At 73.0% G+C, this 1568-nt stretch carries 1 protein-coding gene and 2 pseudogenes; all 3 read right to left on the reverse strand.

Translation table 11 applies throughout. From position 1 onward, the window contains the following. Positions 1–289: pseudogene (locus ACTIR_RS26730) on the reverse strand (hypothetical protein); the annotation flags it as partial. 10 nt (positions 290–299) lie between these two features. Beyond that, the gene (locus ACTIR_RS0115280) at positions 300–1196 is read right to left on the reverse strand and encodes a universal stress protein (RefSeq protein ID WP_026454933.1); all 897 of its coding nucleotides are present in this window, start codon (positions 1194–1196) and stop codon (positions 300–302) included. Between the two features lie 144 nt (positions 1197–1340). Continuing rightward, positions 1341–1568, reverse strand: a pseudogene (locus ACTIR_RS0115285) (hypothetical protein); the annotation flags it as partial.

The raw sequence follows: 1568 nt of genomic DNA on the forward strand, positions 1-1568 counted from the left end.
CGTCCGACCCGCCCGGGCCGTCCGACCCGCCCGGGCCGTCCGACCCGCCCGACCTGTCCGACCCGTCCGGGCCGGACAGGTCGGCGACGCCGAGGTAGACGTCCGGCGCGAGCCTGCGGTTCAGTTCGACCTCCCGACGGCACACCTCGCGGCGCCGCCGCACGGTCGAGAGGTCGATGAACCCCAGGTCGACCGGCTTCTTCAGCTTCCAGGCCTCGTCGCCGACGAGGAACACCACCCCGATGTGGGTCTCGTGCACGGCCGCGTACGGCGCCGACCGCCCTCGCACGCCGGTGCCCCTACCCGCTCTCCGGACGCGCGATCATCACGGGGCACTGCGCGTGATGGATCAGCGCCTGGCTGGTGGAGCCGAGCAGCATCCCGCGGAAACCGCCGCGTCCCCGGCTGCCCACGACCACCAGCTGCGCGTGGCCGCTGCGTTCGAGCAGCTCGTGCCGTGGCCGGTCCTTCACCAGCTCCCGGTGCACGGTGACGTCCGGGTACTGCTCCCGCCATCCCGCGAGCCGTTCGGCCAGCCTGCGTTCCTCGACGTCCCGGATGGGCTCCCAGTCGAAGTACATCCGCTGGTCGGTGAACACGTCCATGTCGGCGTCGCTCCAGGTGTGCACCGCGAGGAGGTCGACACCACGGAAGGACGCCTCGGAGAAGGCGTAGCCGATGGCGCGTTCGCTGACCGGGCTGCCGTCGACACCGACCAGCACGGGACGTTCGTCCCCGGCGACCACCTCGGGATAGTCGGACCGCACCGACACGACCGGGCAGTGCGCGTGCGTGGCCAGGGCCAGCGTCGTCGACCCGACCATCATCCCCACCAGTCCGGTGCGCCCGGACGAGCCGAGCACGATCATGCGGGCCGTGCGTGAGGCGTGCAGCAGCCAGGGGATCGGCGGGTCGGTCTCGAAGCGGGTCTGCACGTCGGTGACCCCGGTGGCGGTGGCCACCTCGCGGGCGGCCTCCAACGACCGGGACTTCTGCTCCCGCAGTTCCTTCTTGAACGACTCGGGTGGCGGGATGGTGGATCCGACGTAGAGGTCCGGGAAGCCGGCCGCGTGCACGAGTCGCAGCGGGGCCTCGTGCTTCAGTGCGGTGAGCGCCCCCCAGCGGACCGCGCGCAGTGCGGCGTCGCTGTCGTCCACCCCGACCACGACCGGGGCGTTGTCCTGTGGTTGCGTCATGTCGCCGTCCTTCGCTGTCCCACGCGGTCCCGGCCGCCGTCCCGCGTCCGACGCGGTCCACGACCGGTCCGGTCGCCCGCGGTGGCTCCGTACCCGGAATACCCGACCGGCCCGATCCAATCCCCGCGGTCGATCTCGCGTCAGTCACCGCCACCGGCCCGGCGGAGCCCGGAGACCGAGATCGTGGGTGTGCACCATTCCCACGAACGTCGTCCCCTGGGCCACGAGCAGCGGTGACCGGGCGAGGGCGCGGACACCGCGGGCGAGCAGTGCGCTGACCGGGGTGTCCGCGGGCACGACCGGTACCGCGGGCGGTCGGCGGGACACCTCCGCCACCCGGGTGTGGGCGCGGTCCCGTTCGGGGAGCCGGCG

This window comes from Saccharomonospora iraqiensis subsp. iraqiensis, from assembly GCF_000430445.1.
In the GTDB taxonomy this organism is placed as follows: Bacteria; Actinomycetota; Actinomycetes; order Mycobacteriales; family Pseudonocardiaceae; genus Saccharomonospora; species Saccharomonospora iraqiensis.

Excerpts from the sequence above, each read along its gene's own strand:
- ACTIR_RS0115280 (WP_026454933.1), bottom strand. The coding sequence starts at position 1,196 with ATGACGCAACCACAGGACAACGCCCCGGTCGTGGTCGGGGTGGACGAC.